The sequence below is a fragment of the Streptomyces sp. NPDC017936 genome (assembly GCF_044328485.1).
Lineage (GTDB): Bacteria > Actinomycetota > Actinomycetes > Streptomycetales > Streptomycetaceae > Streptomyces.
The window spans coordinates 56,809-82,910 of record NZ_JBIRHK010000001.1 but is presented as its reverse complement, the minus strand read 5'-3'; the positions used below and the strand labels follow the sequence as shown (position 1 = coordinate 82,910).

General features: G+C 72.6%; 24 protein-coding genes and 4 pseudogenes. 12 read left to right on the top strand and 16 right to left on the bottom strand.

What is annotated here, in order from left to right; translation table 11 throughout:
* Positions 1 to 86 precede the first annotated feature (86 nt).
* The 3 genes and pseudogenes from ACH4F6_RS00340 to ACH4F6_RS00330 form a co-directional block, all read right to left on the bottom strand.
* Complete coding sequence (locus ACH4F6_RS00340) at positions 87 to 467, bottom strand: antibiotic biosynthesis monooxygenase family protein (protein ID WP_397957556.1); 381 nt, start codon at positions 465 to 467, stop codon at positions 87 to 89.
* A gap of 114 nt (positions 468 to 581) precedes the next feature.
* Positions 582 to 1,592, bottom strand: coding sequence for a hypothetical protein (locus ACH4F6_RS00335; RefSeq protein WP_397957555.1), 1,011 nt, complete (start codon positions 1,590 to 1,592; stop codon positions 582 to 584).
* A gap of 160 nt (positions 1,593 to 1,752) precedes the next feature.
* Positions 1,753 to 1,917, bottom strand: a pseudogene (locus tag ACH4F6_RS00330) (antibiotic acetyltransferase); the annotation flags it as partial.
* A gap of 162 nt (positions 1,918 to 2,079) precedes the next feature.
* On the opposite strand from ACH4F6_RS00330, the gene ACH4F6_RS00325 reads away from it, so the two are divergent.
* Positions 2,080 to 3,606, top strand: a complete 1,527-nt coding sequence (locus tag ACH4F6_RS00325) for an alpha/beta hydrolase domain-containing protein (protein ID WP_397957554.1) — start codon at positions 2,080 to 2,082, stop codon at positions 3,604 to 3,606.
* Positions 3,607 to 3,875: 269 nt separating this feature from the next.
* On the opposite strand, the gene ACH4F6_RS00320 is transcribed toward ACH4F6_RS00325, so the two are convergent.
* From ACH4F6_RS00320 to ACH4F6_RS00275, 10 genes are all read right to left on the bottom strand, one after another.
* Entirely contained in the window at positions 3,876 to 4,520 is a 645-nt protein-coding gene (locus ACH4F6_RS00320; RefSeq protein ID WP_397957553.1) for a CoA transferase subunit B, read from the bottom strand.
* Complete coding sequence (locus ACH4F6_RS00315; protein WP_397957552.1) at positions 4,520 to 5,302, bottom strand: CoA transferase subunit A; 783 nt, start codon at positions 5,300 to 5,302, stop codon at positions 4,520 to 4,522. The genes ACH4F6_RS00320 and ACH4F6_RS00315 overlap by 1 nt, the downstream gene beginning before the upstream one ends.
* A 15-nt stretch (positions 5,303 to 5,317) precedes the next feature.
* Positions 5,318 to 6,136, bottom strand: coding sequence for an SDR family NAD(P)-dependent oxidoreductase (locus ACH4F6_RS00310; RefSeq protein WP_397957551.1), 819 nt, complete (start codon positions 6,134 to 6,136; stop codon positions 5,318 to 5,320).
* Positions 6,133 to 6,885, bottom strand: a complete 753-nt coding sequence (locus ACH4F6_RS00305; RefSeq protein ID WP_397957550.1) for an SDR family NAD(P)-dependent oxidoreductase — start codon at positions 6,883 to 6,885, stop codon at positions 6,133 to 6,135. Before ACH4F6_RS00305 ends, ACH4F6_RS00310 begins: the two co-directional genes overlap by 4 nt.
* The gene (locus ACH4F6_RS00300; protein WP_397957549.1) at positions 6,882 to 7,853 is read right to left on the bottom strand and encodes a fumarylacetoacetate hydrolase family protein; all 972 of its coding nucleotides are present in this window, start codon (positions 7,851 to 7,853) and stop codon (positions 6,882 to 6,884) included. The genes ACH4F6_RS00305 and ACH4F6_RS00300 overlap by 4 nt, the downstream gene beginning before the upstream one ends.
* 94 nt (positions 7,854 to 7,947) lie before the next feature.
* Complete coding sequence (locus ACH4F6_RS00295; protein ID WP_397957548.1) at positions 7,948 to 8,880, bottom strand: VOC family protein; 933 nt, start codon at positions 8,878 to 8,880, stop codon at positions 7,948 to 7,950.
* A 4-nt stretch (positions 8,881 to 8,884) separates the two neighbouring features.
* Positions 8,885 to 9,886, bottom strand: a complete 1,002-nt coding sequence (locus ACH4F6_RS00290; protein ID WP_397957547.1) for an amidohydrolase family protein — start codon at positions 9,884 to 9,886, stop codon at positions 8,885 to 8,887.
* Entirely contained in the window at positions 9,883 to 11,013 is a 1,131-nt protein-coding gene (locus tag ACH4F6_RS00285) for an FAD-dependent oxidoreductase (RefSeq protein ID WP_397957546.1), read from the bottom strand. Before ACH4F6_RS00285 ends, ACH4F6_RS00290 begins: the two co-directional genes overlap by 4 nt.
* A 24-nt stretch (positions 11,014 to 11,037) precedes the next feature.
* Positions 11,038 to 11,994 (bottom strand): cyclase family protein, encoded by a 957-nt coding sequence (locus ACH4F6_RS00280; protein ID WP_397957545.1) that lies wholly within the window; start codon positions 11,992 to 11,994, stop codon positions 11,038 to 11,040.
* Entirely contained in the window at positions 11,991 to 12,992 is a 1,002-nt protein-coding gene (locus tag ACH4F6_RS00275) for a fumarylacetoacetate hydrolase family protein (RefSeq protein ID WP_397957544.1), read from the bottom strand. Before ACH4F6_RS00275 ends, ACH4F6_RS00280 begins: the two co-directional genes overlap by 4 nt.
* A 127-nt stretch (positions 12,993 to 13,119) precedes the next feature.
* Between ACH4F6_RS00275 and ACH4F6_RS00270 the strand changes: the two genes are divergently transcribed.
* The 3 genes and pseudogenes from ACH4F6_RS00270 to ACH4F6_RS00260 all read left to right on the top strand — a co-directional run.
* Positions 13,120 to 14,037: a LysR family transcriptional regulator gene (locus tag ACH4F6_RS00270; RefSeq protein WP_397957543.1), complete on the top strand. Its 918-nt coding sequence runs from the start codon at positions 13,120 to 13,122 to the stop codon at positions 14,035 to 14,037.
* Positions 13,961 to 14,116 (top strand): annotated as a pseudogene (locus tag ACH4F6_RS00265) (hypothetical protein); the annotation flags it as partial. The gene ACH4F6_RS00270 and the pseudogene ACH4F6_RS00265, both read left to right, overlap by 77 nt.
* Positions 14,117 to 14,150: 34 nt before the next feature.
* A pseudogene (locus ACH4F6_RS00260) lies at positions 14,151 to 14,249 on the top strand (MBL fold metallo-hydrolase); the annotation flags it as partial.
* A gap of 156 nt (positions 14,250 to 14,405) precedes the next feature.
* Here the strand turns inward: ACH4F6_RS00260 and ACH4F6_RS00255 are convergent.
* Positions 14,406 to 15,525 (bottom strand): annotated as a pseudogene (locus ACH4F6_RS00255) (LacI family DNA-binding transcriptional regulator).
* Between the two features lie 3 nt (positions 15,526 to 15,528).
* Positions 15,529 to 15,957 (bottom strand): LacI family DNA-binding transcriptional regulator, encoded by a 429-nt coding sequence (locus ACH4F6_RS00250; RefSeq protein ID WP_397957542.1) that lies wholly within the window; start codon positions 15,955 to 15,957, stop codon positions 15,529 to 15,531.
* Between the two features lie 129 nt (positions 15,958 to 16,086).
* On the opposite strand from ACH4F6_RS00250, the gene ACH4F6_RS00245 reads away from it, so the two are divergent.
* The 4 genes from ACH4F6_RS00245 (at position 16,087) to ACH4F6_RS00230 (ending at position 21,412) form a co-directional block, all read left to right on the top strand.
* The gene (locus ACH4F6_RS00245; protein ID WP_397957541.1) at positions 16,087 to 18,657 is read left to right on the top strand and encodes a family 78 glycoside hydrolase catalytic domain; all 2,571 of its coding nucleotides are present in this window, start codon (positions 16,087 to 16,089) and stop codon (positions 18,655 to 18,657) included.
* Positions 18,658 to 18,708: 51 nt separating this feature from the next.
* Positions 18,709 to 20,016 (top strand): glycoside hydrolase family 3 C-terminal domain-containing protein, encoded by a 1,308-nt coding sequence (locus tag ACH4F6_RS00240; RefSeq protein WP_397957540.1) that lies wholly within the window; start codon positions 18,709 to 18,711, stop codon positions 20,014 to 20,016.
* 147 nt (positions 20,017 to 20,163) lie between these two features.
* Positions 20,164 to 20,607 (top strand): Rrf2 family transcriptional regulator, encoded by a 444-nt coding sequence (locus ACH4F6_RS00235; RefSeq protein ID WP_397957539.1) that lies wholly within the window; start codon positions 20,164 to 20,166, stop codon positions 20,605 to 20,607.
* A gap of 67 nt (positions 20,608 to 20,674) precedes the next feature.
* Complete coding sequence (locus tag ACH4F6_RS00230) at positions 20,675 to 21,412, top strand: NIPSNAP family protein (RefSeq protein ID WP_397957538.1); 738 nt, start codon at positions 20,675 to 20,677, stop codon at positions 21,410 to 21,412.
* Between the two features lie 106 nt (positions 21,413 to 21,518).
* Here the strand turns inward: ACH4F6_RS00230 and ACH4F6_RS00225 are convergent, their stop codons facing one another.
* The gene (locus ACH4F6_RS00225; protein WP_397957537.1) at positions 21,519 to 22,079 is read right to left on the bottom strand and encodes a hypothetical protein; all 561 of its coding nucleotides are present in this window, start codon (positions 22,077 to 22,079) and stop codon (positions 21,519 to 21,521) included.
* Between the two features lie 238 nt (positions 22,080 to 22,317).
* Between ACH4F6_RS00225 and ACH4F6_RS00220 the strand changes: the two genes are divergently transcribed.
* From ACH4F6_RS00220 to ACH4F6_RS00205, 4 genes are all read left to right on the top strand, one after another.
* The gene (locus ACH4F6_RS00220; protein WP_397957536.1) at positions 22,318 to 22,902 is read left to right on the top strand and encodes a TetR/AcrR family transcriptional regulator; all 585 of its coding nucleotides are present in this window, start codon (positions 22,318 to 22,320) and stop codon (positions 22,900 to 22,902) included.
* 754 nt (positions 22,903 to 23,656) lie between these two features.
* A complete protein-coding gene (locus tag ACH4F6_RS00215) occupies positions 23,657 to 23,794 on the top strand; it encodes a hypothetical protein (RefSeq protein ID WP_397957535.1) in 138 nt (45 codons plus the stop codon).
* Between the two features lie 589 nt (positions 23,795 to 24,383).
* A complete protein-coding gene (locus tag ACH4F6_RS00210) occupies positions 24,384 to 25,196 on the top strand; it encodes a universal stress protein (RefSeq protein WP_397957534.1) in 813 nt (270 codons plus the stop codon).
* Between the two features lie 37 nt (positions 25,197 to 25,233).
* Positions 25,234 to 26,043 carry a universal stress protein gene (locus ACH4F6_RS00205; protein ID WP_397957533.1) on the top strand — a complete coding sequence of 270 codons (810 nt, stop codon included), beginning with the start codon at positions 25,234 to 25,236 and terminating at the stop codon, positions 26,041 to 26,043.
* Positions 26,044 to 26,102 lie beyond the last annotated feature (59 nt).

Sequence of the window (26,102 nt, the reverse complement as noted above, 5' to 3'; positions counted from 1 at the left end):
CCGCCGTGCTCGCTACGGGTGACGTGAGCGCTCGACACCGGTTGGTCCAAGACGTCTGTTCCTGTCCTGTGCCGCGTGGCTGGTGGTCAGCCTGCTGCCGGGCCCTGCGGGACGTCCGCTCGCTCGAACCCGTAGCTCCGCTCCACCTTCGCCACATGCAGCGTGTAGCTCCGGTACCACTCGGCTTGCCCGCGCTTTTGCGCCGCGCGGTGCTCGGCGTTGTTCCGCCACTCCGTGAGGGCGTCGGCGTCGCGGAAGTACCCGACGGTGATGCCCAGCCCGCCAGGAGTCTGCGCGTGGTCCATCCCCAGGAACCCGGGGACGTCCTTCACGAGGTCTTCCATGCGTGCGTTGGTCTCGCTGTAGCCGCTCTGGTCCTGAGTTCGCACGGACGTGAAGACAGCCACGTAGTAGGGCGGCTCATGGGCTCCGACGGGCGCGACAGGCGCTTCCTGGTGATCGCTCATGGCGTCACCGTAAGGCGGGACGCGCCCAACGCTCCAGCGTCTTTCCCGAACGGGACACATGAGGGATCCCGCTCTTCACCCAAGCTGCCCGAGCCCTCCTCCGGCTCCCCGATCTCACTGCACGACGGTGAGCGGCAGGTGTCCGGGGTCGCCTGTGCACGCGTAGAACTGCAGGGTGTAACCGCGCCCCACGGTCACCTGCGTGGGGTCGGACGGTCCTGGGTAAGGCGGAGCATCGCTCTCCGGCTCGTCGCCGGCGGGTCGCCAACTGCCGCTTTCCCCGTCCCACTCACCACTGGGGACGGTGAGCAGCGGTGCTGTGGGCGACCGGCACTCGGAACACCGCAGATCGTCGGGTTCGTCCGCGTCCCGGAACGTGTACGGGGCAGCCCAGCCACCGGCCTTCCAGCCCGGAGCTCCGGACAGGTCACCCCGATAGCTCAGGGTCGTTCCCTCTTCCCACCGGTAGACGCGGGTCACGAGTTCCTCGTCCATCTCGTGCGCGGCGGGATACTCACGCACCTGCTCGGGATGCAGCACGCACGGCGTGGGAACCAGGTCGTCGGCGCCGATGTACGCGGGCTCCGGCGCGACCGCCAGGACCGTCACCACGTCAGCGGCTCGACGCCACCGCAACTGAACGGCCTCGGAACACCCCTCGATCGCATCGCCGAACGGACACCACAGCACCTGAAGCAGATCGGTGCCCTCGGGGAAGGGCAGATCGGCGACGTCACGCGCGTACAACTGGGCCACCGGTATCAGAGGATGCGGGTCGGCAGTCAGCAGGTGCGGGTCGTGGCCCGCATGGATCCGGTCCACGACAGCCCGCTCCTCCCGCGTGAGCAGTCCGTCGTCGGGGTTCCGGTGCCGCCATGCCTGCGTGAGGATCCTCCGGAGTGTGCGCACCTCTTCCGGCGTGTTGAGTCGCCTGGCGTGATGCTCCTGTGCGCACGTGGGCCACGCCTCCTCCACGGGCCACAGCAGCGGCCCGCCCACGGAGCTCACCTCCACGGTCGGCGCACCGGGACGGGGGTGCAGTCTGGTGGCGGTCCGGGACATCGCGGCCAGCTCCGGAAACACCGAGGCCACATCCAGCGGGCGCGGCGGCGTCGTACGGGTCATGCTTCTCTCCTCACGGAAACGGCAACGTGCATCCAAGCAGAGGGCACGGACATCGACGCCGGCACTCAGGCGGGAGCTTGGTCAGGAACCCCGTCAAGGTCCTGTACGTGCCACCCGGCCGGTGCCCGCTTCCGGTGGGGAAGGCACCAGCAGCACGACATCAGAGGTGGTGGTGGGCACCGCGGACCGGGACGTGCGCGGCAGCCTCCTCCAGGTCGGCGACGGTCCCCGACATGATCGTCCGTACGTGCTCGGTGATGTGCCGCACGGGCCGGTCCCACCACGCCACGGCGAGGAGCCGGGCGACGTCCGCGGCGTCAGCCCGTTGGGATCCCGGGGAGGGGAGGAGGCGCGGCCCGAAGCCGGCGCACTGCCGCAGCACCTCGAGGGGGACACCGGTGGATTCACCGATGGCAGCCCGCCGCCGGCCGTCGAAACTGCGGTCTCAATCCATTGGGACACGCATTCACGGAGGCAACCCGTGCGCATGCTTGCTCGACTGACCCGGCGGTCCGTCACCGCCACCGCGCTGGGGGCGCTGCTCTGCGGCGGCCTCCTCGGCAGCCCGCTGGCCGCCCCGGCCGCGGCCTCCCCCGGCGCGGCCGCGAGCCCCACGGTCACCGTCCCGCCCGCCGGCAGTCACGGCTTCCCGTTCCTCGCCGCGGCGGAGGACCTCGGCTCGTTCGGCTACACCGAGAACGAGTACTTCATCTCGGGCACCGCCACGTCGTACGCCAAGTCCGGCCTGTGGACCTCGGACGGCCGGTGGAACGTCCGCGCGTCCGGCACCGCCGCGTACAAGAGCCGCCTGTTGGTGCGCCGCCCCGCCGACCCGGCGAAGTTCAACGGCACGGTGGTCGTGGAGTGGCTCAACGTCAGCGGCCAGCTCGACCTCTCCCCGGACTACTGGTTCGAACGGGACGAGCTGCTGCGCCGGGGCTATGCCTGGGTCGGCGTCTCGGCGCAGGCCGTGGGGGTCAACGGCGGACTGGGCGAGATCAAGGGCCTGAAGGGCTGGGACCCGGCGCGGTACGGCAGCCTGGTCCACCCCGGCGACGCCTTCGCCTACGACATCTTCTCCCAGGCGGGCCGGGCGCTGCGCACCCCGAACGGGACCGACCCGCTCGGCGGGCTCCCGGTCCGGACGCTGCTCGCCGACGGCGAGTCGCAGTCGGCGGGCTTCATGACGACGTACGTCAACGCCGTCCAGCCGGTGTCCAGGGTCTATGACGGCTTCATGGTGCACAGCAACAGCGCGATCGCCTCGCCGATCAGCGGCGTGCTCGCCGACACCCTGTTGATGCCGAACCCGTCCCGGATCAGGACCGACCTGTCGGTGCCGACGTTCGTCGTGCTCACCGAGACCGACGTGCCGGGCGCCGCGACCGCACGGCAGCCGGACACCGACAGCGTCGTGCACTGGGAGCTGGCCGGCACCGCGCACGGCGACCAGTGGGCCTTCGACCTCGGCAACCCGACCGTGCGGAAGTCGGCGGGTTCGGCGGCGCCGTCACCCGACTGCGCCGCCGGTTCGGCCCCCTTCAACGACGGGCCCGGCCACTGGGCGATGAACGCGGCGCTGCGCCACCTGGCCGGCTGGGCGCGGGGCGGTGCGCGGCCGCCGAGCGGTCAGCCGCTGAGCACCGTCCTGCGCGACCCGGCCACCGGCCTGGCCACCGGCGGTGTCCGCCTCCCGGACGTCACGGTGCCGACCCGTACGCTCACCGGTTCGCGCGACACCACCGGCAGCGGTGTCTTCTGCGGTCTGTACGGCGCCCGTGACCCGTGGAACGGCGACGCCGACGCCTGGGACCGGCACGACGACGGCGACCCGTCCGACCCGTCCTTCCCGGCCACCGCGGAACCGGTGCTCAGTCGGCTCTACCCCACCCACGCCGACTACGTGGGCAAGGTGCGCGCGGCCGCGCAGACGTCCGTCGACGCCGGATACCTGCTGCCGGAGGACGCGGCGGCGATCGTCGCCGCCGCGCAGGACTCGGGCATCGGCGGCTGACCCGCCGGCCGTCCGGCCGTCCGCGGCCCCACGCCCGGGACCACCGCGGCGCGGGGCCGCGACCGGCGGACCTGATGCCGTCGGCCGGCGCCGGCGTCATGCGCGCGTGCGGCAAGGACCACTCCGTGTACGTGCTCGACGCGGAACAGGCGACCGGCACGGCCCGTCCCCGTGCAGCGGCGGCAGTTCACAGTCCACCCCCACGGTGTCCCCCTCCAGGGGTACCGCGGACGGGCGTCCGGGCCGCACCCGCTTCGGGGCGGACCGCCTCAGCGGACCTGGGCGCCCAGGCGCAGCGGCGCGTCCGTCCGGGCGGCGATCTCGTCGGCCGACACGCCGGGGGCCGTCTCCACCAGGGCCAGGCCGTCGGGGGTGACGTCGAGAACACCGAGGTCGGTGATGACGCGGTGCACGCAGCGCTCGCCGGTGAGCGGCAGGGTGCAGTCCTCGAGGATCTTCGGGGTGCCGTCCTTGGCGGTGTGCTCCATCAGGACGATGACGCGGCGGGCCCCGTGCACGAGGTCCATGGCGCCGCCCATGCCCTTGACCATCTTGCCGGGGATCATCCAGTTGGCCAGGTCGCCGCGTGCGGAGACCTGCATGGCGCCGAGGACGGCGGTGTCGATGTGGCCGCCGCGGATCATGCCGAAGGAGAGGGCCGAGTCGAAGAAGGCGGCCCCGGGCAGGACGGTGACGGTCTCCTTGCCCGCGTTGATCAGGTCGGGGTCGACCTCTTCCTCGGTGGGGTAGGGGCCGGTGCCGAGGATGCCGTTCTCGGAGTGCAGGACGACGTGCACGCCGGGCGGGAGGTGGCCGGGGACGAGGGTGGGCAGGCCGATGCCGAGGTTGACGTAGGAGCCGTCGGTGAGTTCGGCGGCGGCGCGGGCGGCCGTCTGGTCGCGGGTCCAGGCCATCAGGAACGCACCGTCCCTCGTGTCGAAGACGCGGAAATCGTCAGGTGTTCGATCTGCTTGTCGGCGGCCTCGTCGGCGCTGAGCGCCACGACCCGCTGGACGTAGATGCCGGGCAGGTGGACGGCGTCGGGGGCCAGTTCGCCGGGTTCGACGAGTTCCTCGACCTCGGCGACGGTCACCTTGCCCGCCATGGCGGCCAGGGGGTTGAAGTTGGCGGCGGCCCTGCGGAAGCAGAGGTTGCCGTGCCGGTCGCCGCGCCAGGCCCGTACGAGGGCGAAGTCGGTGGTGATGCCGTGCTCCAGGACGTGGGGGCGGCCGTGGAACGCGCGGGTCTCCTTGGGCGGCGAGGCGAGGGCGACCGAGCCGTCCGGCGCGTACCGCCAGGGCAGGCCGCCCTTCGCCACCTGGGTGCCCACTCCGGCCGGCGTGTAGAAGGCGGGGATGCCGGCGCCGCCCGCGCGCAGCCGTTCGGCGAGGGTGCCCTGCGGGACCAGTTCCACCTCCAGCTCCCCGGACAGGTACTGGCGGGCGAACTCCTTGTTCTCGCCGACGTAGGAGCCGGTGACGCGGGCGATGCGGCCGGCGGCCAGCAGGACGCCCAGGCCGCGGCCGTCCACGCCGCAGTTGTTGGAGACGACCTCCAGGCCCTGCGCACCCCGTGCGTACAGGGCACGGATCAGGACTTCCGGTACGCCGCTGAGACCGAAGCCGCCGACGGCGAGCGACGCGCCGTCGGGGATGTCGGCGACGGCCTCGGCGGCGCTGCCGCGGACCTTGTTCACGTGCGGAGTTTCCTTTCAGAGGGTGGCGCCGGGCAGGACCGTCGACCAGCCGCCGTCGACGACGAGGTGGGCGTCCGTGAGGGAGGACGCCTCGTCCGAGGCGAGGAAGACGGCCGCGTTCACCACGTCGTCGGGTGTGCCGGTGCGGCCGAGGGGGATGTGCCGGGCGATGCCGCGCATCGGGTGGTCGTCGGCGAGGAGATCGGCGCGGGAGCCGTCCGTGTCGATCATTCCGGGGCTGACGCAGTTGGCGCGGATGCCGTACGGCGCGCCCTCGGCGGCCAGTTGCCGGGTCAGGGCGATCACGCCGCCTTTGGACGCGATGGGGGTACCTCCCGGCTCGAGCGGAGCCGAGAGCTGGGGGAGCGCGGTGCGCTGGTTGGTGAGCGAGCCGGTCAGGCCGGCGGTGGAGCCGACGGTGAGGACGCAGCCGCGACCGGCGATCAGGTGCGGCCAGGCCGCCCGGACGGTCAGCCACACCGAGTCCAGCTCGGCGCGCAGGGTGAAGGCGAAGTCCTCGTACGGCCGGCTGTCGATGCCCCCGAAGCGGACCGCGCCGGCGTTGGCGTGGACGATGTCGACGCCGCCGAAGGCGTCGACGGCCTCCGCCACCCAAGAGCTCACCGACGTCTCGTCGGTGACGTCCAGGGGACCGGGGGTCAGGGCCGTGCCGCCCTCGCGGGCGATCAGCCGCTGGGTCCCGACGGCCTCCTCGTGCAGCAGGTCACCACCGACCACCAGCGCTCCCTCGGCCGCGAACCGCAGCGCGGCGGCCCGGCCCCGACCGCGGGCCGTGCCGGAGATCAGCGCGACCTTGCCCTCCAGCCGCTTCACGAGGCGCCCTCACGCAGCGCGTCGGAGACCGACTTGACCCCGCCGTGCGCGGTCAGGCCGCCGTCGACCGGGATGTCGGCGCCGGTGATGAACGACGACTCGTCCGACAGCAGGAACACCACCAGCGGGGCGACCTCGGCGACGGTCCCCGTGCGCCCCAGCGGTGTCTCCCGGACGTTGGCCTCGCGGAAGGCGGGGGCGGCGGAGGCGGTCATCTCGGTCTCGATGTAGCCGGGGTGGATCGTGTTCACGCGGATGCCGCGCGGCCCGAGTTCCAGTGCGGCCGTCCTGGACAGCCCCCGCAGCCCCCACTTGCTGGCGGTGTAGGCGACCGGGTAGTGGGCCGTGAGGGCCGCCGAGGAGCCGACGTTGACGATCGAGGAGCCCGGCGGCATGAGCGGGGCGAGGTGCTGGATGCCCAGCAGCGGACCGGTGACGTTGACCGCGTGGACCCGGTCGAAGTCCTCGGCCCGTACGTCGCCGACGCGGGCGCGCCAGGTGATGCCCGCGTTGTTGACCAGGCCGTGGACCTGCCCGTACGACTGCTTCAGCTCGGCGGCGAGGCCGGCCCAGTCCTGTTCGCTGGTCACGTCGAGGCGGCGGCCGTCGCCTTCGGGCCGCACGTCGGTGGCGATCACCCGTGCGCCCTCCCGGGTCAGGGCCTCCGCCTCGGCGGCGCCCTGGCCACGGGCCGCGCCGGTGACCACGACCACCTTGCCCAGCAGCCTCTTGGGGCGCAGGTCGCTCACGGCCGCTCCCGGGACCGGCGCCGGCCGGCGGGCAGCGGCACGGGGTCGACGCCGGGGACGACGGTGTTGGACACGCTGCCGATCCCTTCCACCGTGAGGGTGACGGTGTCGCCGGGCTTGAGCGGCGGCGGCGTCCGCTCGCCGCGCAGGCCCCACAGTTCGGCGAGGCAGCCGCCGTTGCCGCAGGTGCCCGAGCCGAGCACGTCACCCGGGACGACCCGAGTGCCGCGGGAGGCGTAGGCCACCATCTCCTCGAACGTCCAGCTCATGTTCGACAGCAGGTCCCGGCCGACGACCTCGCCGTTGACCTCCGCGGTGAGCGCCAGGCGCAGGAAGCCGTCGGCGTCCCGGTACGGCTCCAGTTCGTCGGCGGTGACCAGGTACGGGCCGAGGGTGGTGGCGGTGTCCTTGCCCTTGCACGGGCCGAGGCCGACCTTCATCTCGGCGGACTGCAGGTCCCTGGCCGACCAGTCGTTGAAGACGGTGTAGCCGACGATGTGGTCCCGGGCCTGCTCGGGGGTGAGGTCGCCGCCCTCCCGGCCGACGACCACGCCGACCTCCAGTTCGAAGTCCAGGACGGCGGATCCCGGGGGGACGGGGATGTCGTCGTGCGGCCCGTACACGGCGTGCGGGTTGGTGAAGTAGAAGGTCGGCGCGGCGTACCACTGCTCGGGCACGCCACCGGTGCCCTCCACGGACCGCCGGACGCCCTCCACGTGTTCCTCGAAGGTGACGAAGTCCCGGACGGAGGCGGGCCGGAGCGGCGGCAGCAGCCGGACCTCCGACACGTGCGGGCCGGGCGGCACGTCGAGCGCCGCCGCGCCCGCGGCGAGCAGGCCGGACAGACCGCCGGACTCCGACAGCAGGGCGGTGAGCGAGGTGACGCCGGGCAGCGGCAGCAGGGTGCCGTCGTCCTCCACGACGGCCACGCGGCGGCGGTGACGGTGTTCGTAGGCGGCGAAACGCATGGTGCGGCTCCGGGCAGGCTGGGCCCGGGGAGCGGCGGAGCTGAGTCAGGGCAGGTGACAGGGCCGGCCGCGCCCCCGGGAGCGAGGGGTGGGATCAGACGGGCGGGGCGACGAAGACGCCGCGGTCGGGGTCGTTGAACGACTCCTTGGCGACGAGTTCGTTCATGGGGTTGGCGGTGCCCCACTGGTCGGTGACCTCGGGCCGGGAGAAGTCGTAGACGTGCGGGTGCCAGGTGTCCTCGTCCAGGCACTCCAGCTCCGTCGTGTACTCGACGGTGTTGCCGTGCGGGTCGAGGAAGTAGGTGAAGGTGTTGTCGCCCGCCATGTGCCGGCCCGGTCCCCAGATCTTCTTGAACCCGGCGCGGATCACGCGGCCGGAGCCGCGCATGTACTCGTCGATGCCGCGCATCTCGAAGGAGATGTGGTGCAGGGAGGTGTGCGGGCCCTTGGCCAGCGCCATCGAGTGGTGCTGGTTGGAGATGCGCATGAAGTGCATGACCTCGCCCATGTGCGGCGAGCTCAGCGTGTCCGACAGCCGGAAGCCGAGGTGGCGCTCGTACCACTCGCGGGTGCGGTTCAGGTCGGGGGAGTTGAGGACGACGTGGCTCAGCTTGACCGGGATCGCCTCCTTCTCCTCGATCTTGCGGTGCTGCCGCACCTCGACGTCGGCGGAGACCTCGACGGTGCGGCCGTCGACGTCGAAGAAGCGGAAGCCGTAGCCGCCGCCGGGGGTGTCGACCTTGCCCGGCCGGGTGATCAACTGCACTCCTCCGGCGAGGAGTTGCTCGGCGAGCGTGTCGACGTCGGCGGCGGAAGCGGCGCCGTAGGAGACCAGGTCGAGGCGCTTCTCGTCGGCCTTGCGCAGCCGGACGACGTACTGCTCCGGGGAGCCCTCGGCGGCCAGGAAGGAGATGCCGGAGTCCTCGGCGACCTTGGTCAGGCCCCAGACGCCGGCGTAGAAGTCGAGCTGCTTGTCGTAATCGGGCACGGCGAGGTCGACGTGCCGCAGGTGGGTGAGCAGGCGCATGGGATCACTCCTTGACGAGGAGGGCGGAGGCGTTGCCGCCGCGTACGGCGTGGAAGTCGGCGTCGGGCAGACCGGCCGCGCGCAGCGCGGCGACGGGGTTCTCCGTGCCCATGTCGAAGGGGAAGTCGGAGCCGAGCAGCACCCGGTCCGCCCCCGCGACCCGGATCAGCTCGCGCAGCACGTGCGGGTCGTGCACGAGGGAGTCGAAGTACAGCCGCTTCAGGTAACTGCTGGGCAGGTGGGCGCAGGCGGCGCCCGCGTCGGAGCGGGCGGTCCAGGCGTGGTCGGAGCGGCCGATGTGGGTGGGCAGGTAGCCGCCGCCGTGGGCGGCGACCAGCTTCAGGCCCGGGTGCCGGTCCAGGACGCCGGAGAAGATCAGGTGGGAGAGCGCGACGGCGTTCTCCACCGGCTGGCCCACGGTGTTGGACAGGTACCACTGGTCGAGGCGCTCGTCGAGCGTGCAGCCGAACGGGTGCAGGAAGACGATCGCGCCGGTCTCCTCGGCCCGGGTCCAGAAGGGTTCGTAGGCCGGATCGGACAGTTCCCGCCCCGGCGCGTGGCTGGAGATCTCGACGCCCAGCAGGCCCTGGTCCAGCGCGTGGTCGAGGGCGCGCACCGTGTGGTCAGGATGCTGCAGCGGCACGAGGCCGAGCCCGCGCAACCGGTCGGGTGCGGCGGAACAGTGGGCCGCCGTCGCCTCGTTGGCGAGCCGGCACAGCTTCTCCGCCGTCTCCTCGTCCGCCCAGTAGTGGTAGTGCGAGGGCGAGGGGCTGACCAGCTGCACGTCCACGCCCTGGGCGTCCATCGCGGCCAGCCGCACGGCGGGGTCGGTCAGTCCCGGGATGCGTTCGCGCACCATGGGCCCGCTCACGGCGAGGGCCGCCGGACCGTTGCGCCGGGCGTCCAGCGCCTTCGCCTCGGCCAGTCCGGGCAGGCCGGCCACCAGCGCCTCGACCTCGGGCAGCAGCACATGGGCGTGGACGTCCACGGTGGGGGCCGTGCTCACGGCAGCTCCCGCAGCATCGTCATCGTGCGGCCCATCAGACCGGGGACGTCCGCGTCACGGACGCCGTCGAGCTGCCACTGCCCGATCTGCACGGACGCCTCCACGACCGGGCGGACGCGGGCCACGCGCCGCTCGTGGTACGCCTGGAAGAGCGCGTCGTCCCAGGCCTCCCCGGAGGTGAGCGACCGGGCGAGCACCCACGCGTCCTCCAGCGAGAGTGCCGCGCCCTGCGCGAGCGTGGGCGGACAGCAGTGCGCGGCGTCGCCGATCAGGACGACCCGGCCGCGGTGCCAGGAGCCCTCCACCAGCAGCCGGTCGAACCAGGTGTAGTTGACCTTCGCCGGGTCGGTGATGCGCTCGGTGATCTCCGGCCAGAAGCCCCCGTAGGCGGAGGTGAGCCGGCGCATCTCGTCGGCGTACGTGTCCGGCGGGATGGAGGCGCGGTCGCGGTTGGCCTCGACGACGTACGCGTAGAGGGTGGTGTCGCTGGTGGGGCAGTAGCCGGCGATGTAGGCGGGGCCGCCGTAGGCGAGGTCGGTGCGGACCACGCCGGCCGGGCGCTGGGCGGCGACGCGCCAGATGGCCATGCCGGTCGGCTCCGGCTTGTCGGTGATGCCGATCGCCGCGCGGGTCGAGGACCCGAGGCCGTCGGCGGCGATGACCAGGTCGTACCGGCCCTCGCTGCCGTCGGAGAACCGTACCGAGACCCCGTCGGCGTCCTGGTCGAGGATCTCGGCGGTCGTGCCGAGCCGCACGGAGGCGCCGCTGGCCCGTACGGCGTCGATCAGGATCTGCTGGAGCTGCGGGCGCTGCATGCCGACGGTGGCGGGCAGGTCGTCGCCGCCGGTGCGCAGATCGTCGGCGACGTGCAGGACGGTGCCGTCGGGCGCGGTGATGCCGACGGAGCCGAAACCGAAGCCGGACGCCTTCACCTTCTCCCAGACGCCGAGTTCGCGCAGGACGCGCAGGGCGTTGCCCTGGAGGGTGATGCCGGAGCCGGCGGTGGCGTTCCAGTCGTCCTTGGCCTCGATCAGGTCCACCGTGAGGCCGGCGCGACGCAGGAAGACCGTCGCGGCGTTGCCTGCGGCGCCACCACCGATCACCAGGACCGTGCGGGCTTTGCTCATGAGGGAACTCCCTTGTTCCGTGTGTTACTTGACGGCGATCGGGTTGACGGGGGAGCCGACCGCGCCGGTGATGGGGAGAGGAGCCGCGGTGAGCCAGAACTCGTGGACGCCGTCCGCCGCGCAGTCCGCGGCGAGCGCGTCGAGGTCCCACATCTCCCCGATCAGGAGCCCGATGTTGGGGATGGCGACCTGGTGCAGCGGCTGGAAGGCGTGCTCGAACTCGTTCGGGCGGACCTCGAAGCCCCAGGTGTCGGTGGCGATCGCGGCGATCTCCGTGCCGTGCAGCCAGCCGGCCGTGGTGAACGACAGACCGGGCGCCGGGCCGCCCGCGTAGTCGCCCCAGCCGTCCCGGCGGGCGCGCGCGAGCTGTCCGGTGCGGACCAGGACGATGTCGCCGCGGCCGACGGTCACCCCGTGCGCCTCGGCCGTCGCCGTCAGGTGCTCCTCGGTGATCGCGAAGCCGTCCGGCAGTTCGCCGTCGGTGCCGACGACCCGGCCGACGTCCAGCAGCACGCCGCGTCCCGCGACGTACGGCGCCATGTGCTCGATGCCGGTGACGAGGTCGCCGTCGGAGGTGACGACCTTCTCGGCCGCCCGCCCGTTCCACGCCTTGCCGTGGTCGAAGATGTGGCCGAGGCCGTCCCACTGGGTGGAGCACTGCAGCGGCATGGCGATGACGTCGTCGGCGCCGCCGATGCCGTGCGGGAAGCCCTGGTTGCCGAGGGCCGCGTCGGTGCCCGTGTCCAGCATGGTGTGCACGGGGTTGGTGCGCCGGCGCCAGCCCTTCTGCGGGCCGTCCATGTCGAAGGACTGCGCGAGCGAGAAGCTGACGCCCCGCCGCACCAGCGCCGCGCCCTCGCGGCGCTTGGCCTCGTCGAGGAAGTTCAGGGTGCCGAGCCGGTCGTCCTCGCCCCAGCGGCCCCAGTTGGAGCACGCCGCGGCGGCCTCGGCGATCGCGCCCTCGGGGTCGTGCCGGTTCACGCGGCGCCCTCCGCGACACAACGGGTGCGCTGGACCCCGAGACCGGTGACCGTGCCCTCCATGACGTCGCCGTCGCGCAGCAGCCTTCCCCAGTGCATGCCGTTGCCGGCCGGGCTGCCGGTCAGCACCAGGTCGCCGGGGAGCAGGCGCGCGGTCTGAGAGGCGTAAGACACCATCCGCGCGACCTTGAAGATCATGTCCTTGGTGGACTCGTCCTGCATGGTCTCGCCGTTGAGCCTCAGCGTGACGCGCAGATCGTCCGGGTTCGCGATCGACTCGGCCGGGACGATCCACGGGCCGAGCGGGGTGAAGCCGGGCGCGTTCTTGCTGCGCAGCCAGTCGGTGCCGATCTGCGGCATGTCCCGGCGGAACACGGTGGCCCGGTCGGTCAGGTCGTTGGCGATGGTGTACCCGGCGACGTGGTCCAGCGCCTCCTCCTCGGAGACACGGTGGGCGGGCTTGGCGATCACGGCCGCCAGCTCCAGCTCCCAGTCGGGCTTCTCCGCCCAGGCGGGCAGGACGACGTCGTCGTACGGGCCGGTGATCGAGGTGGGCAGACCGATGAAGACGTACGGCAGGTCCTCGGCGGCCCGCCGGTCCATGATCTCGGCGGCCTCCGCGCGCCGCTCGCTCTCCGGCCGGTCGTCACCGGGGGCGCGGTGGGCGACGTGCAGGTCGATGACGTGCTGCCGGTAGTTCGCGCCGGACTGGAACACCTGGCGCGGCGCCACCGGCGCGTGCACGCGCAGATCCGCGACGGCGGTGCGGGCCGGGCCGGGGTCGGCCGCGAGGGTGCGCAGCCGCGGCAGGGCCGTCTCCCAGCGGTCCAGCACGTCCCGCACGGTCAGCCGGTCGTCGCCGAAGGCGTCCCGCAGATCGAGAGCCTGGCCGTCCGGGGTGACGAGGGCGGGGAACTCCGGCCCGTCCGGGGCCGAGAGGGTGGCGAGGGCGAACGGCCCGGCGAAGAGCGCGGACGCGGGTTCGGGTTTCACGGACATGTCCTCCTGATTGCGGTGGGACTAATCTGGACCCGCTGCCCGTGATCAGGGAAATAGATTCTGTGGATGGACGGCATCCATCGCGTTTATTCGCCTCGCTCGTCGCCTCACCGCAAGGGACCGATCCGTGAACCTGGCCCGCCTCGATCTCAACCTCGTCGTCGCCCTGCGCGCCCTGCTGGAGGAGCGGAACGTCACCCGGGCCGGACAACGCGTCGGTCTGAGTCAGCCCGCGATGAGCGCGGCCCTCGCCCGGCTGCGCCGGCACTTCGACGACGACCTGCTCGCCCGCGTCGGCGGCCACTACGAGCTGACCGCACTCGGCCAAGTGCTCCTGGACCGCACCTCCACCGCCTACGACGTGCTGGAACGCCTCTTCTCCAGCCAGGCCGACTTCGACCCCGCCAGGGAGAACCGCGAGTTCAGACTGCTGGCGTCCGACTACGCCGTCGCCCTCTTCGGCACCGAACTCGCCCGGGTGGTGCACGAGGAGGCCCCCGGCATCCGGCTCCGCTTCACCCAGACCCCGTCGACCGTCGTCGACGACACCGCGACCCTGCTGAGCGCCACCGACGGCCTGCTCATGCCGCACGGCGTGATCAGCGGCTTCCCCGCCACCGACCTCTACGACGACCGCTGGGTGTTCCTCGTGTCGCGGGACCACCCCGGCGTCGAGGACCGGCTCACCCGGCGTGACCTGGCCCGGCTGCCGTGGGTGACGTACCAGCGCACCTATGACGCCCCCGCGGTCCGGCAGCTGGGCATGCTCGGCATCGAACCGCGCGTCGAGGTCTCCGTCGACAGCTTCCAGCTCCTGCCCCTGATGATCGCCGGCACCCGGCGCATCGCCCTGATCCAGGCACGTCTGGCACGGATGCTGATGCCCATCGCCGCCGTGCGGGTGGTGGAGCCGCCGTACGAGGCGGTGCCCCTGCGCGAAGCCCTGTGGTGGCACCCCGTGCACACCCATGACGCGGCCCACATCTGGCTGCGCGAGACGGCCGCGCGGGTCGGGGCCCGACTGCCCCGCGCGGACGAGGAATGACACGGCGGAGGCACCTCACCAGGAGTCGGTCCTGTGCCGTGCCGCTCGCATCCTGGAGGCGTTCAGCCAGGAGGAGCCGGCACTGACCGTCTCCGAGATCGCGCGCCGCACGGATGGCCGGCACGCGCATCGAACGGGGGGTCACCTCCGGCGCCTTCACCCTGGACGGCGGCACCTGGGACGTCGACCACCACGTCTGGATCGTCGGCGACCGCCTGCTGGTGCTGCCCCCTGCCACCACCGTCCGCACCGGACACCACCATCGGCGACGAGGCGCCGCACCTCGCGACGTGGTTCGCACGAGGCCACTGAGTCGCGAGGCACACCGCTTCGGCTCCCTGCCGGCGCCCGGCCGGCCGGCGGGGACCTCAGGTCCGACGCGCCGGGGCCGCCATGGTGGACCGGCGTACGACCAGTTCCGGCTGGAGGACGACGTGTGCGTGCTCGTGGCCGGCGCCGCGCAGGGCGGTGTCCTCGACGAGCAGGCGGCCGGCCCGCCGTCCCATCGCGACCGCCGGCCGTCGCGCCGAGGTCAACGGCACGACGGCGGACGTCGCGAAGCCGATGTCGTCGTACCCGATGACCGCGATGTCGTCCGGTACGCGCAGTCCGGCCTCGTACAGGGCCTGCAGCAGCCCCAGGGCGAGCAGGTCGTTGGAGCAGAAGACGGCGGTCGGGCGGTCGGGCAGGCCGAGGACGCGGTGCCCGGCGTCCCGGCCGGCGCGCACCGTCAGGGCGGGGCAGGGCAGCTCCCGCAGGGCCGTCGCCGCGATGCCCGCCCCGCTCAGGGCGCCGAGCGCTCCTCTGCGGCGGTCCCGGATCTGCTGGAGGCGGTCGGGCCCGCTCACGTGGACGAGGGAGCGGTGGCCGCGCTCGACGAGGTGGCGGACCGCCGCGTGGCCCCCCCGCCGTGTCGTCGATCCCGACGGAGCGGGCGTCGGGCTGCGGGGCGCTCCGGCCGGCCATGACGTACGGGACGGCGCTGCGGCGGAAGGCTGCCGCGGTGCCTCCGGCGCCCTCCCCGGACGTCAGCACGGCGCCGCCGACCTGGTGCGAGGTGATGAGCGACAGGGGCCGCGCCGTCTCGGCGGGCCGGTGGGCGCCGGTGCACACCATGACGCCCAGGTCGGCCTCCCGGGCGGCCTGTTCCACGCCGGAGGCCCGCGCGGTGAAGAACGGGTCGGTGAGGTCGTGGACCAGGACGGCGAGGACACGGGAGGCCCAGCCGCGCAACTGCCGGGCACCCTCCGTCCGCACGTGACCCAGCGAGTCGATCACCTCGAGAACACGCGGCCGGGTGGACTCGGCCACGATCTCCGGGCGGTTGAGCACGTGGGAGACGGTGCCGAGGGACACGCCGGCCTCGCGCGCCACGTCCTTGACGCCGACCCGGCGGATCCGGTCCCCGCCGCGGCCGGGACCCGCCTCGGCGGAAAGGGGTTCCGGTGGGCGACGTGCGGCGGGCGCACCGGGCATCCGCCGGTCCATGGCCTAGCGGCCCCGAGGCCCCGCCGTGCTGCCGCGCACGACGAGCCGTGGCGTCATCGTGGTCCGCATCGCCCTGTCCCGCCGTCCCTCCACCCGCTCGACGAGCAGGCGGGCGGCGGTGGAACCCATGGTGTGCCCGGCCTGGTCGACGCTGGTCAGCTGGACGGGGGCGAGCGCGGCGAGGGCGGTGTTGTTGTAGCCGACGAGGGACAGGTCGTCCGGGATGCGCAGGCCCAGTTCATGGGCGGCGCGGTAGATGCCCAGGGCGGCGACGTCGGCGCCGGTCATGACGGCGGTCGGCGGGCGTTCGGCCGTCAGCAGGGTCATACCGGCCTTGAAGCCGCCCTCGTCGGAGTAGGCGGCGTGGTGGACGCGGGCGTGCTCGGCGAGGCCGTGGCGTTCCATCGCGGCGAGGTAGCCCTCCGTCAGCACGGTCTCGGGAGGGTCATGAAGGGCCTCACCTCGGGAGCGGTCAAGGGCTGACCCCGGCCCGCCGCACCACCCACCCGCTCCCGCGCACGTGACGAAAGGTTCCCCTTGCACCCCCCTCAGCCCTCCTCGGTGTCCTTCGAACACCTCCCGGACGGCCTAGGCATCGGCGTCCCCGCACCCCGCCTGACGTGGACACTGCCACCAGGCTGCGGCTTCCAGGAGGCGTACGAACTCGAACTCGACCGCGACGGCACGATCCATCGCACCGGTCGTGTGCAGGGGGCGGACCAGATACTGGTCGCGTGGCCGGGCGAGCCGCTGGCCTCTCGTGAGCGTGTCGCCGTCCGCGTCCGCGTCTGGTCACCGGCCGCAGCCGAGCCGTCGGCATGGAGCGAGCCCGGCGTCGTCGAGGCCGGGCTCCTCGAACCCGCCGACTGGCGGGCGGTGCCCGTCGGAGCGGGCTGGGACGAGGATCCGGAGGCCGCCCGCCGTCCGGCACGGGTCCGCAGGGACTTCCGCCTCGAGCGGCCGGTGTCCCGCGCCCGCCTGTACGTGTCGGCCCACGGGCTGTACGAGGTGGAGATCAACGGCCGGCGCGTCGGCGACGAGGCGCTCGCCCCGGGCTGGACGGTCTACCCGCACCGCCTGCGCTACCGCACCCACGACGTCACCGGCCACCTCACCGAGGGCGCCAACACCATCGGCGCCTGGCTCGGCGACGGCTGGTACCGCGGCAAGTACGGCTTCGACGGCGGCACCCGCAACATCTACGGCACCGACCAGGCCCTCATCGCCCAGCTCGAGATCACCCACGACGACGGCACCACCGTCGTCGTCGCCACCGACGGAACGTGGACCGCCGCGCCGGGCCCCGTCCTGACCAGCGGCCTGTACGAGGGGGAGACCTACGACGCGCGGCTCCACGACCCCGGCCGGTCCGCTCCGGGCCGTGCGGAGTCCGGCGACCGGGAGCCCGCACGCACCGGAAGCCGCGACCCCGCCACGCTGGTCGCGCCCTCGGGTCCGCCGGTGCGCTGCACCCAGGACGTCCCCCCGGTCGCCGTGACCCGTCTCGACGACGGCCGCCACCTGCTCGACTTCGGGCAGAACCTGGTCGGCCGGCTCCGCGTCACCGTCGACGGCCCGGAGGGCGCGGAGATCACGATCCGGCACGCCGAGGTCCTGCAGGACGGCGAGCCGGCCACCAGGCCACTGCGCGAGGCGTACGCGACCGACACCTTGATCCTCTCCGGAGGGGGCCCGCTCACCTGGGAGCCCCGCTTCACCCTCCACGGCTTCCGCCACGCCGAGATCACCGGCTGGCCGGGCGAGTTGACACCGGAGTCGGTCACGGCCCGGGTCCACCACACCGACATGCGCCGCACCGGCTGGTTCGAGTGCAGCGACCCGATGATCAACCGTCTGCACGAGAACGTCGTGTGGAGCATGCGCGGCAACTTCGTCGACATCCCCACCGACTGCCCCCAGCGCGACGAGCGCCTCGGCTGGACCGGCGACATCCAGGTCTTCGCCCCCACCGCGAGCTTCCTGTACGACTGCGCCGGCATGCTGGACTCCTGGCTCACCGACGTCGGCCTGGAACAACTGCCCGACGGCACGATCCCCTGGTACGTCCCGGTGATCCCGGGCGAGCCGATGTGGACGCCGATCCAGCCCGGCGCCGCCTGGGGCGACGTGGCCACCCTCACCCCCTGGACGCTGTACCAGCGCTTCGGCGACATCGCCCTGCTGCGCCGCCACTACCCCATGGCCAGGGCGTGGGTGGACCTGGTGGAGCGCCTCGCCGGTCCGAGCCGGCTGTGGGACACCGGCTTCCAGCTGGGGGACTGGCTCGATCCGGCGGCACCGCCGGACGACCCGGCGGCCGGCCGCACCGACCGCTACCTCGTCGCCACCGCCTACTTCGCCCACTCGGCCCGTCATCTCGCTTTGTCAGCGCACGAGTTGGGGGAGACGAGGGATGCCGAGCGCTACGGCGCGCTGGCCGAGGAGGTGACCGAGGCCTTCCGCCGCCGGTATGTCACCGACTCAGGCCGCATGACCAGCGACAGTCCCACCGCCTACGCCCTCGCCCTGGTCTTCGGGCTGCTGGCCCCCCAGCAGCGGCGCACGGCCGGTGACCGCCTGGCCCGGCTCGTCCTCGCCGACGACGCCCGCATCGCCACCGGTTTCGTCGGCACTCCGTTGATCTGCGACGCGCTGACCGACACCGGCCATCTCGACGTCGCCTACCGCCTGCTGACCCAGACCGAGTGCCCCTCCTGGCTGTATCCCGTGACGATGGGGGTCACGACCGTCTGGGAACGCTGGGACAGCATGCGACCCGACGGCACGCTCAACCCCGGCGGCATGACTTCCTTCAACCACTACGCCCTCGGCGCGGTCGCCGACTGGCTGCACCGGATCGTCGGTGGTGTCACCGCCACGGCTCCCGGCTACCGCGAGATGGTGTTCCGCCCACGTCCGGGCGGCGGCATCAGCTGGGCCCGCACCCGGCACGACACGCCCTACGGGACTGCCTCGTTGGCATGGGAGGCCACCGGCACGGGACTGATCGTGCAGGCCGAAGTGCCGGACGGCTGCCGGGCGACGGCCGAACTGCCCGGCTGCCCCCCGGTCCGCCTCGGACCCGGCAGGCACGTTCTGGACTCGGCGAAACTGGCCGCGAGCGCTGCCTGACACGTGCGGCGCAGGCGATGAGGAAAGCCCGACGCATTCCCTCCTGGGTGAATGCGTCGGGCTTTCCTGGCGTCCGGATTTCGAGTCGTGGCATCCATCGGGTGGATGCAGGTCATTCACGGTCTCGATGGTCCCTCCCCGCCTGCGGCGGTCCGTCGGCCAGCCGCCCTGTCCGCCCCGGAGAGCCGTTGTGAACAGACGCACCTTCCTCTCGGCCGCCCCTTTCACCGCCCTGGCCATGAGCATGGCCCCGGCCGTGATCGACCGGGCGGCCGCCGCCTCCGGCACCACCCCGCAGCAGCGAGCGGACGCCCTGCTCGCCCGGATGGCAGCCGCCGAGAAAGAGGCCCTGGTCCGGTGCGACTTCGCCGCCGTCGCCCACCTGGGCATTCCGGCGCTGACCATGGTCGACGCCTCGGCGGGGCTGCGGGGCGAGAAGGGCGTCACCGCCTTCCCCGTGCCTGTCGCCCGGGCCGCGTCCTTCGACGCAACGCCACCGCGGAACCCGGCACCTGCGGCCTCACCCTCGGCTGGCAGCCGGACTCGCTCGTCCCCGCCGCGGTGGCGGCGGCCCGCGCGGCCGACGCCGCGGTCGTCGTCAACCGGGTCGCCGGTGAAGCCATGGACCACGAGCGACTCGAACTCCCCGGCGACCAGAACCGGTTGATCTCCGCCGTCGCGGCGGCCAACCCCCGCACGGTCGTCGTCCTCAACACCGACGGCCCTGTCGCCACCCCCTGGCTGGAGGACGTGGAAGCGGTGGTCCAGGCGTGGTACGGGGGCCGCGGCATGGGTACCGCCCTCGCCGCCGTCCTCTTCGGAGACAGCGATCCAGCCGGCCGTCTGCCCGTCACCTTCCCCGCGGACGCCGGCCAGGGACCGGGCACCACGACCGGCACCTGGCCCGGCACGAACGGCACCGTCTCCGACGACGAGGGCATCGCCGTCGGCTGCCGCTACTACGACGCCAAGGGGCAGCGGCCCCGCTTCCCCTTCGGCCACGGCCTGTCCTGCACCACCTTCGCCCACGGTTCCGTCGAAGCCGCCTACGACCGGACGGCCGAGCACGTCACCCTCGGCCTGACGGTCACCAACACGGGCCGACGCCGGGGCACCGACGTCGTCCAGGTCTACGCCACCCTGCCGGCAGCGGCGGAGGCCGAACCCCGCCGCCTCGTCGCCTTCCAGAAGGTCACCCTGCCCGCCGCGGGGTCCAGGCGGCTCACCCTCACCATCCCCGCGCAGGACCTCACCGTCTGGAGGACGGGCGCCTGGACGCTCGTACCCGGCTCCTACACCTTCGCGACCGCACGCTCGTCCCGCAGCCTGACGGCACAGCGGACCCTGACCATCGGCTGACCTCGCCTCGGACCCTGCGCTCACGCCCCCGACCGCCCGGGGGCGTGAGCGCAGCGGTCCCGCCCCACGTCAAGCGCCGGACGATTGACGTGACTTGACTGCGGAGGTGGCTGCAACAGAAGCTGTTGCAACAAACGAGGAGGGGCGATGGCGGCGAACAGCCGATTGACCATCGCGACGCACGCGCTGGCCTGGCTGGCGCTGGCTCAGCGCCGTGGCCAGGAGGTCCTCACTTCGGAGCAGGTCGCGGCCAGCGTCAACACCAACCCCGTGATCATCCGACGCAGCCTCGGCGACCTGCGGCGAGCCGGCCTGGTGGAGGTCCGCCGCGGTGCCGGTGCGGGCTGGCGCCTGGCCCGTGAGCCCGAGGGGATCACCCTGCTCGAGGTGTATGACGCCGTCGACGCGCAGCCGCCGTTCGGCCTGCACCGCACCGAGCCCAACCTGGAGTGTCCGGTCGGCCGAGGCATCCGGCCCGCCCTGAACGGCGTCTACGGCCGGGTCGAGCGGGCCGTGCGGCAGGAGCTGGCGGACACGTCGATCGCCGATGTGCTGCGCGAGACGCTGGTGAACCAGCCGACAGACCGGTAGCCGGACGGTCGCCCCACCGCTTGTTGTGGCGGAGATTGTTCCAACAGCTGAACGAGGAGCAGGACTGGTGAAAGCCCTACGGTGTCCGGTCGTCGAACTGCGGCAGTACACGCTGCACCCAGGACGGCGGGACGTGCTGATCGATCTGTTCGACCGTGAGTTCGTCGAGTCCCAAGAGGCGGTGGGCACGACCGTCCTGGGGCAGTTCCGTGACCTGGACGACCCTGACCGGTTCGTCTGGCTCCGCGGCTTCGAGGACATGCCGCGCCGCGCCGAGGCCCTGGAGAGCTTCTACGGCGGGCCGGTCTGGCAGGCGCACCGCGACGAGGCGAACGCGACGATGATCGACTCCGACGACGTGCTGCTGCTGCGGCCGGCCTCGGCGCGCGGTGGGTTCCCGGTGCCGGTCGGTGCCCGGCCGGCCCCCGGCGAGCCGGCGCCATCACCGCCGTCGCTCGTCCTCGCCACGATCTGGTACGGGCACGGCCCGTTCGACACGACGTTCGTCGAGTTCTTCCAGCAGCGCGTGTGGCCCGTACTGGCCGAGACCGGCGGCGAGCCACTGGCGTACCTGCAGTCGGAACACGCCCCGAACACCTTCCCGGCGCTGCCGGTACGGACGAACGAGGAGGTCTTCGTATGGTTCGCACGCTTCACCGACGAAGACCACATCGACCGCCACCTGAATCGCTTGCGGCTTTCGGAACGCTGGCACGAGGAGGTGCTGCCGACCCTTTCGGCACGGTGGGCCAGGCCCCCGCACCGGCTACGGCTGGCACCCACCGAGCGGTCGATGCTGCGGTGAGTTCCCAAGGACGGATGACCCCACGGTGCGCTCTCCTCGCTGCGGGAGACCACCGACGCCGTCTGCGGCGGGCCGGACGGGGCTCGCGGTGCGGGGGGAACCAGGGTCACTCCTTCGTGCGGGTGCGTCCCAGGCGGAGGGCGGAGACGAGGAAGAAGACGCCGCCGAGGAAGGCGTAGCCGGCCAGATTGCTCAGGGAGGCGCCGTCCTCGTCCGCCTGGGCGATGAACGAGGCGCCGGCGAAGGTGGAGAGGGAACCGCTGGCGATCATCGCCCACTGGCCGCCGAGTCGGCGTCGGACGGCGCCGACGACGAGCTGGACGATGCCCGCGGCGACGGCCCAGGCGCCCCAGACCCGCAGGACGGCGGGGATGCCGGAGGCGGCGGTGACGGCGAGGCCGATGCCGGCGAGCGTGCTGAGCACGACGTTCACGTACAGGCCGCGCACCGGTCGGCCGTTCCCCTGGGCGGACCTGATGTCGATGACCGCGCACGCCACGTCGAACAAGGGGTAGACCACCAGCAGCGTGGCGGTGAGCGCGCCCAGTGTGTCGGCGGTCGCGAACAGAAGGGCGGCCCACACGGCGGCGAACGCGAAGCGCAGGAAGTACAGCCTGCGCAGGGCTGCGAGAACGCTGGGGGGAGCGGTACCGACGAGGGTGTCCACGGAAGTTCCTTTCGGTGGGAGCGTGTTGAGGTCAGCCGGCGACAGGACCGGGCTGCGGGCCAGGGCTCAGGCGACGGCGGTCAGGGCGACGCCCGAGAAGAGAAGGCTGCGACGGAGAGCCACGGAGGCACCACCCTTCCTGAGGGAGAACGTTCGGTCTTGTCGTGTATCCAAGAGGGCCGGGTCGGCGCCTGTCAAGACCGAACGTTCTCCCTCACTGGTGGGGTAATCTGGCCGCATGAGTGAGGGCACAGGAGGCGGCAGCACGTCGGCGGCGCGAGCGCGACTGCTCGACACGGCAACCGAGATCTTCTACGCGGAGGGAATCCACTCCGTCGGCGTCGACCGGATCATCGCGGAGGCGCAGGTCACCCGAGCCACGCTGTACCGGCATTTCGCGGGCAAGGAAGAGCTCGTCCTCGCCTACCTCGACCGGGCCGACCGGGGAATCCGGGCGGGAGCCGAGGCCGCTCAGGCGGGCGAGCAGTCGGCGGCCGACAAGGTCCGGGCGGTCTGCCGGTTCATCACCGAAGGCATCCAGGGCCCCGGATTCCGCGGCTGCGCCTTCCTCAACGCGGTAGCCGAGTACCCCGACTCCACCCACCCCATCCACCAAGCCGTCCTGGCCCACCGCCAGTGGTTCCTGGACACCGTCACCGAGTTGCTGGCGCAGGTCGGTGACGCTCCCGCCGACGAGGCCGGCCGGCACCTCGTCATGCTCCGGGACGGCGCCATGGCCGCCGGCTGCCTCTTCGATCCGAAGTTGATCTGCGAGACCTTCCTGCTGGGCGTCGAAGGAATTCTGCGGGCGCGCGGCGCCTGAGCGGCCTTGCCGGCGCGGCACGAACGTCCAGGTCGTCGCCCGTCCGGACGGCACCCCGCTCTGGCTCTCGCGGGCCGTACCGGGCCGGACCCGCGACCTGACCGCAGCCCGCGCCCACGGCATCGCCCAAGCCGTCCCCACCCTTTTGGCCTGCGACCACAGAGGATGGCACGGAGTCGCGCACCGTGTCGTCCGAGTGGGGCACCACCGGCTCCAGGACGCCGATGCAGTCGCCGCGGTTCGTCACCGGAGCCAGGATCCGGCGGTCCCCCTCGGCATCGTCCTCCTCGAGCGGGCGTTGACCGCGCAGCGCGCGGTCGTATCGGCTCCCCGGCAGCCTGATCCGTTGCGTCTCGCCAAGTGGCCGTGCGGGCGGCGCCGCGGCCCGGGCGCAGCGACGCGGAGCAAAGCCTCCTCGGCGTGCGCACGCACCTTGGTATCACCTCACGTCTCCGCGATGATCCCGAGGCGTGACCCATGCCCCGAGTGGTCCGAGCAGTCGCGCCGATGCTGTCCGCGACGCCTGGGACGAAGCTCGCGGGCCGGCTGGGGAGCGACCCGGCGGGCGATCGAGGAGGCGGGACCGCGCGCGATCTGCGTGCTGCGGGACAGCGTGCGCCTGCCACCGGACAGCGCGGAGTTGTGCCGCCGTCAGTGGCTCGACTTCCGGAAGCGGCGGCCGGATGCTCTCCACCACCTGCTGGCCGAGCCGAGGCCGTCGAGGGCGACGGGAGAGCGCCAGCCTCCGACGCCGGTGACGTCCAGCCGGTACGTGGCGCCGGTACGCGTGGTCGGGTTCGTCGTCCTGTGCCGGAGCGGCGCCGCCGCCTTCATCGGATTCGCTCTGGTGGGGCTGGTGCTGCACCCGCCGGCGGGGCCCACCATGGGCTGACCGCGGTCACGGCGCTGTTGGTCGCGTGCCTCGGACGGCTGACCGACCGCGTGGCGAGGCGACGCCTGACGGCAGCGGCGTTCCGGCGGAACTGCGGGGTGGTGTGCGCGCTGTCGGTGGCATGGTCCGCGGCGGAGCTCTCGACCTTCTGGATTCCCGTGCCGCCGGCGGAGCTGAACCCGCGGCCGAAGGACATCCTCACGCTGGAAGCTCATCGGAACAGGAGCCGTGTACGGGAACCTCGTGTCAGGGGCAGCCCGCGGGCTGCCCGGTCTCGCCTGCGCGGCAGGACCCCGAGCGTGAGAGAACAGTGTGCGCGTCGGCGCCGTCGAGGAGGTGTCGGCCGGACGAGCGGCGCAGCCTGCGGACGCGTCGGTGAATCCGACGGCCGATGCCGGCGGTCTCACTCGTGCCGATGAGATCCGAGGCGTGCCGGTACGGCGGACGACCGCAGCCGTCGGTGCGCAGCGGGAGTTTTGCAGACGGCGTCCTGCGGCCGGCGTGCGGTACGGGGGGCGGGCCAAGAATTGCAGTGGCATGCCGATGGGGCGACGCTGGGAACCCGCAGCTTGAGGTGGAGCAGCCAGCTATGAGCGATCTGGTCGTGGTCGGGGTGGACGGCTCGGCGATGGGTCTCGCCGCCGTGGAAGCAGCCGCCACGGCGGCAGCACGGCGCGGTGCCAGGCTGCGTGTGGTGCATGCCGAAGTTCCGATCAAGCCCAGATACATGGTGCCGGACCCGACGTCCGAGACGCTGGTCCGCCAGGCGGCGGCCCGTGCCTTCGAGGTGGAGCCCGAGGTCGTGGTCACCAAGGCCGTGGTGACGGGTGATGTGGTGTACGTGCTGGAAGCCGAGTCGCGGGCTGCGGACCTGATCGTCGTCGGTTCCAGAGGCATGGGGGGTCTCATGCGCCTGCTGCTGGGATCCACACCGGTGTCCTTGGCCTCCCGCAGCCATTGCCCCGTGATGACGGTCCGCGCAGAACACCGGGCATCCGCTGAGGCAGGGCCGGTCGTCCTGGGAGTCGACGGCTCCCCGGACAGCGACGAGGCCGTCGGCGTCGCCTTCGCCGAAGCCTCACAGCGCCAGGCCGAGCTCGTGGCGGTTCATGCGTGGCAGCCGGACAAGGCCCCGCCCGACGCGGCCCCCGAGTCCGCAGCGCGATTGCTGGCCCAGGCGATCGCCGGCCGGGCGGACGCCCGTCCGGACGTCACCGTCCGACGCGACGTGGTGGACGGCACAGCGCGTGAGGTCCTGCTCGAGGCGAGCCGGGCGGCTCAGCTGCTGGTGGTCGGCGCCCGCGGGCGCAGCGGTATTGCCGGACTGCTCCTGGGCTCGGTGAGCCAGGCCGTGATGACGCACGCGCACTGCCCCGTCGTCACCGTTCGCAGGACGGGATGAGCAGCGGAAGAAGACGTGACTTTCTCGTGGAGGCGCAGTGAGCGGCCTGGTCGTCGTAGGAGTGGATGGCTCGTCGTCGAGTGATGCCGCGGTGGTGCAGGCCGCCCGGGAAGCCCAGCGGCGTCGTGCGAGGCTCCGTGTGGTGCACGCCTTCAGCCGGCCGGTCAGGCCCGTGTACGCGCCGCTGGACCCGTCGTCGCTCGATCACCTGGCGCGCGACGCCGCGGAGCGTGCCCGGAGCGTGGCGCCCGGTGTGGAGGTCGCCGGTTCCGTGATGGCCGGCGGTGCGGTGTCGGTGCTGTCGGCCGAGTCGCGAACTGCGGACCTGGTGGTCGTCGGCCGCCGGGGCGCCGGGGGCTTCGTCGGCATGCTGCTGGGTTCGACGGCGGTGTCCCTGGCAGCCCACAGCCGGTGTCCGGTGTTGGTGGTCCATGAGGAACCGGATGGCGCCGGGCCGATCGTGCTGGCCGTCGACGGCTCCCCCGAAGGCGAGAGGGCGGTCGAATTCGCCTTCGCCGAAGCGTCGTTGCGGGGAGCCGAGATCAGCGCTGTGCACGCGTGGCTGCCGGACTATGCGCCGGCCGGCACGGGCGTGGAGAACGCGGAGCGTCTGCTGGCCCAGGCAGTCGTCGGTCACGGGGAGAGGTATCCGGACGTCACCGTCAGGCAGGAAGTGCTGAGCGGTGAAACCCGCGAGGTCTTGATCGAAGCGAGCAGGAACGCCTCGCTGATGGTGGTCGGAGCCAGAGGGCGCGGTGGTTTCTCCGGGATGCTGCTGGGTTCGGTGAGCCAGGCGCTGCTGCATCACGCGCACTGCCCGGTCGCCGTCGTCCGGGGCACAGCGTGACCCGTGCCGTGCGGTCCGTGCGCTTGTCGCCCACAGCGTCCTCCGCCCTTGCGCGCGCA